Genomic DNA, 4,214 nt, shown 5'->3' with positions numbered 1-4,214 from the left:
GTACCCGTGACCTACATGAACTCCTCCGCCGACATCAAGGCTTTCTGCGGACGCAACGGGGGCGTGGTGTGCACGTCCTCCAACGCGGAGGTGGCCCTGGAGTGGGCGTTCGACCAGAAGTCCGACGCCAAGGTGCTCTTCCTCCCCGACCAGCACCTCGGGCGCAACACCGCGGTGCTCAAGATGGGCCTGTCACTCGAGGAGTGCGTGGTGTGGAACCCGCACCTGCCCGGCGGCGGGCTCAGCGAGGAACAGCTCCGCGACGCGCGGATGATCCTGTGGAAGGGACACTGCTCGGTGCACGGGCGCTTCTCCCCCGCCGTCGTCGATGAGCTGCGCGCGAGCATCCCCGACGTCCAGATCCTCGTGCACCCCGAGTGCCAGCACGAGGTCGTCCTCAAGGCGGACCTGGTCGGTTCCACCGAGTTCATCATCCAGACCATCGAGGCGGCCGCCCCCGGGTCGAGCTGGGCCATCGGTACCGAGCTGAACCTGGTCAAGCGGCTGGCAGACCAGCACCCCGACAAGCACATCACCTTCCTCGACCGCACCGTCTGCTACTGCTCCACGATGAACCGGATCGACCTTCCGCACTTCGTCTGGGCGATGGAGTCGCTGGCATCAGGCCTCGTGGTCAACCAGATCCAGGTCGACCCGGACACCGAGCAGCAGGCGCTGGTCGCCCTCCAGCGGATGCTGGACCTACCGGGCAGGTCCCACCGGGACTGACGCACCGGCCGCCCGCCCAGAGCGCGAGTCGGCGCATCTGCCGCCCACCCAGAGCGTGAGTCGGCGCATCTGCCAGCTACTGCAACAGCAGCCGCGCCGACTCGGGCCGCCTGAGCGTTGCAGCAGCGCCGACTCGGGCCGTTTGAGCGTTGCAGCAGCGCCGACTCGGGCCGTTTGAGCGTTGCAGGAGCGCCGACTCGCGTCAGAGGCCGGGCGCGCCCCAGACCGCCAGCCAGCGCTGCAGGTCCTTCTCGATCGGGAGCTCCGCGGCGAGGGCGTCGCGAACCTGGATCTCGAGCAGGTTGTCACGCTGCTGGGGACCCTTCGGGGCGAAGGGGTAGAAGGTGCCGCGCCGGTAGAGGTAGACCAGTCCGGCCCGGCGCCCGCCCGCATCGCGGAACGGGACGAGCGTGCACAGGAGCCCGGAGCCGAACCCCTGCTCCTCCAGGGCGGTGTTGACGGCGTGAAGGTCGGTGCAGATGCCGGCCACGTCGGTCGGGTCGTCCCGGGCGACCGTCAGCCACGTGAACCCGAAGTCGTCGGTGCTGGACCGGACGTCGGGCGCCTCCGGGTCGGCATCGAGAAGCTCGACGACCTCGGACTGCATCTGACGGAACGCCATCCCCTCCGCGGCCCGGAAACAGACCGAGCCGGTCCCCGCCGGATCGAGGCCGATGCCGGTCTGCAGCGTCACCGCGGCGCTGGGCACCAGGAACAGCGAGTCGAGGTCGGGCGCCGACGTCGCGCGGCGCCCCCGCAGGGCGTCCCAGAGTCCCATCAGGGCTGGGTGCGACCCAGCTCGGCCTCGATCCTCGCGAGCTGCTCCAGCCGCTGCTCGAGGGACGGGTGGGTCGAGGTGAGGGTCTTGAGGCTGGCGCCGCTGATCGCCGGGGCGATGAAGAAGGCGTTCATGGCCTTGCTGGCCCGCAGGTCCCGTTGCGGGATCGCAGCCATCTCGCCGGAGATCTTCTGCAGGGCGGTGGCGAGCGCGGCGGGCTTCATCGTCAGGTAGGCGCCGGCCCGGTCGGCGCACAGCTCGCGGTAGCGCGAGAGCAGCCGGAGCAGGAAGAAGCTGATGGCGTAGACGACCAGGCTGATCACGAGTGCGCCCACGAGTCCGATCGCCCCCTCCTTGCTGCGGGAACGGCCGAACAGGGCGCCGTACTGCGCACCGCGCGCCATCATCCCCGCCACGATGCCCGCCGACGCCGCCACCGTCATCACGAGCACGTCACGGTGCGCGACGTGCGAGAGCTCGTGTGCCAGCACCGCCTCGAGCTCCTCGGGGGTGAGCTTGCCCATGATCCCCGTGGTCACGCAGACCACGGCCCGATCCGGGGACCGGCCGGTGGCGAACGCGTTGGGGATGTCGAGCTCGCTGATCCCGACCCGCGGCTTCGGCATCTCCGCGAGCGCGCACAACCGGTCGATGGTGCCGTGCAGCTCGGGGTACTCCTCCGGAGTGACCTCGTAGGCCCGCATCGCCCGCATGGCCGCCTTGTCGCTGTTCCACCACTGCCAGCCGGCGATGCCGATGCCGGCCAGTCCGATGAAGAAGGCGTAGCTGGGCAGGGCGTACATCAGGCCGACGATCAGCGCCACGAACAGTCCGCCGAGCAGGAACATGACCGTGGTCATCCGGACCGTGAGTCCGGTGTCCTTGAGGAAGCGCGAGCGGGCCAAGGGTTCAGCCCGGGATCAGGCCGTCGTCGCTGAGCAGGGCGCGGACCTCGTCGATGCTGGCGTCGGCGGGCGGCAGGATCAGGTCGGACTCGTCGAGGCTGTCGACCTCGTGGGGTACGCCGACGGTGCGGACGCCGTCGAGCAGCTTGGCGAGAGCAGCCGTGAAGGCGTCGTCATCACCGGCCTCGACGGCAGACTCGACGGCGGCGTCGTACTCGTTGAGCCGGTCGAGGGCATCGTCGGCGACGTCGTACTGGCCCTCGCCGAGAATCCTGACGATCATTTCTGCTCGCCGTCCTCGGTGGTGGTGGTCTCGGGCGTCTCCGAGAGGATGTCACCGCTCTCGATGGCCTGCGGCTGGCTGGCGGACTTGAGTCGGGCCAGCTCGGACTCGACGTCGGCCTCGGAGCTCATCGAGTCGAGCTCGCGGGCGATGTCGTCGCCCGCGCTGACCTGGCTGACGTCGTCGAGTGCCCCCGAGGCGATGAGCTCGTCGATGGCGCCTGCCCGGGCCTGCATCTGGGCGGTCTTGTCCTCCGCGCGCTGGATGGCCAGCCCGACATCGCCCATCTCCTCGCCGATGCCGGACATCGCCTCGTTGATGCGGGTCTGCGCCTCCGCCGCGGTGTACGTCGCCTTGATCGTCTCCTTGCGGGTGCGGAAGGACTCGACCTTGGCCTGCAGCCGTTGCTGGGCGAGCGTCAGCTTCTCCTCCTCGCCCTGGAGCTGGGCGTGCTGGGCCTTGAGGTCGGAGATCTGGGTGGTGAGGCCGGACTTGCGGGTCAGCGCCTCGCGGGCGAGGTCCTCGCGCCCCACGGAGATGGCCTTCTCGGCCTGGCCCTGGAGCTTCGCCGACTGCGCCTCGAGCTGGTTGACCTGGAGCTCGACCCGCTTGCGGCTCGTGGCGACGTCGGCCACGCCGCGGCGTACCTTGGCCAGGAGGTCGAGCTGGCGCTGGTAGCTGTAGTCGAGCGTCTCGCGAGGGTCCTCGGCCTTGTCGAGCGCCTTGTTCGCCTTGGACCTGAAGATCAGGCTGATGCGCTTCATGAGACTCATGGGGTTTCCGCCCCTCCTCGCCGATGAATCGAAGGTGTGCGTTCACCCTAGTGTCCCATCCAAGGTGCGGCGAGCGCCGCCACGCGCGGGGTCGGAGGCAGCCCTCGGCGCAGGTAGGATCGAGCCGATCCCACCCCCAGATTCCGCAAGGTTCCCCGTTGTTCCGTCGCACCAAGTCCCAGACCGAGACCAGCCCCGCCGAGACCACCACGAAGGCGGATGGCAAGGGCCGCCCCACCCCCACCCGGCGCGAGGCGGAGGCCGCCGCCCGCGCCCGGGCCAAGGTCCCGAGGACCCGCAAGGAGATCGCCAAGGCCCAGCGCGCGGCCCGCGTGGAGTCGAGCCAGCGCGTGCGGTCGGCGATGAAGTCGGGCGACGAGCGCTACTTCCTGGCCCGCGACAAGGGTCCGGTGCGCTCGTTCATCCGCGACTTCGTCGACAGCCGCTTCTCGTTCATCGAGCTGATGATCCCGCTGCTGATCGTCGTCATGGTGCTCGGCTACTCCGGCAACTCGTCGCTGGCCAGCATGGGCAACACGATCCTGCTCGGCACGATGCTGCTGGTGGTCGTCGACATGCTCCTCATGCGGCGCCGGCTGCGTCGTGAGCTGGCCCGACGCTTCCCGGACGAGAGCACCAAGGGCACCACCTACTACGCCGTGATGCGGTCGCTGCAGATGAAGTTCATGCGCCTGCCCAAGGCGAAGGTCAAGATCGGGCAGCAGCTCCCCGAGCACTACCGCTGA

The 4,214-nt window shown here is 69.3% G+C and carries 6 protein-coding genes; 2 read left to right on the top strand and 4 right to left on the bottom strand.

The window, feature by feature from the left end; all coding sequences use genetic code 11:
* A partial coding sequence (gene nadA, locus VFN12_RS08515; protein ID WP_325118214.1) for a quinolinate synthase NadA occupies positions 1-729 on the top strand: 729 nt, incomplete at its 5' end.
* A gap of 202 nt (positions 730-931) precedes the next feature.
* Here nadA and pspAB read toward each other — a convergent pair.
* From pspAB to VFN12_RS08495, 4 genes are read right to left on the bottom strand one after another with little or no spacing between them, the layout of a single operon-like run.
* A complete protein-coding gene (gene pspAB / locus VFN12_RS08510; protein ID WP_325118213.1) occupies positions 932-1,507 on the bottom strand; it encodes a PspA-associated protein PspAB in 576 nt (191 codons plus the stop codon).
* Complete coding sequence (htpX, locus tag VFN12_RS08505; RefSeq protein ID WP_325118212.1) at positions 1,507-2,412, bottom strand: zinc metalloprotease HtpX; 906 nt, start codon at positions 2,410-2,412, stop codon at positions 1,507-1,509. Before htpX ends, pspAB begins: the two co-directional genes overlap by 1 nt.
* Before the next feature lie 4 nt (positions 2,413-2,416).
* The gene (gene pspAA, locus VFN12_RS08500) at positions 2,417-2,695 is read right to left on the bottom strand and encodes a PspA-associated protein PspAA (protein ID WP_325118211.1); all 279 of its coding nucleotides are present in this window, start codon (positions 2,693-2,695) and stop codon (positions 2,417-2,419) included.
* Entirely contained in the window at positions 2,692-3,468 is a 777-nt protein-coding gene (locus VFN12_RS08495; RefSeq protein ID WP_325118210.1) for a PspA/IM30 family protein, read from the bottom strand. Before VFN12_RS08495 ends, pspAA begins: the two co-directional genes overlap by 4 nt.
* 158 nt (positions 3,469-3,626) lie before the next feature.
* On the opposite strand from VFN12_RS08495, the gene VFN12_RS08490 reads away from it, so the two are divergent.
* Positions 3,627-4,214 carry a DUF3043 domain-containing protein gene (locus VFN12_RS08490; protein ID WP_325118209.1) on the top strand — a complete coding sequence of 196 codons (588 nt, stop codon included), beginning with the start codon at positions 3,627-3,629 and terminating at the stop codon, positions 4,212-4,214.

Origin of the sequence: Nocardioides sp., from assembly GCF_035703625.1 — a bacterium.
Classification (GTDB): domain Bacteria; phylum Actinomycetota; class Actinomycetes; order Propionibacteriales; family Nocardioidaceae; genus Nocardioides.
Note: the sequence above shows the minus strand (reverse complement) of the source record. Positions and strands in the feature narration are given on the sequence as shown.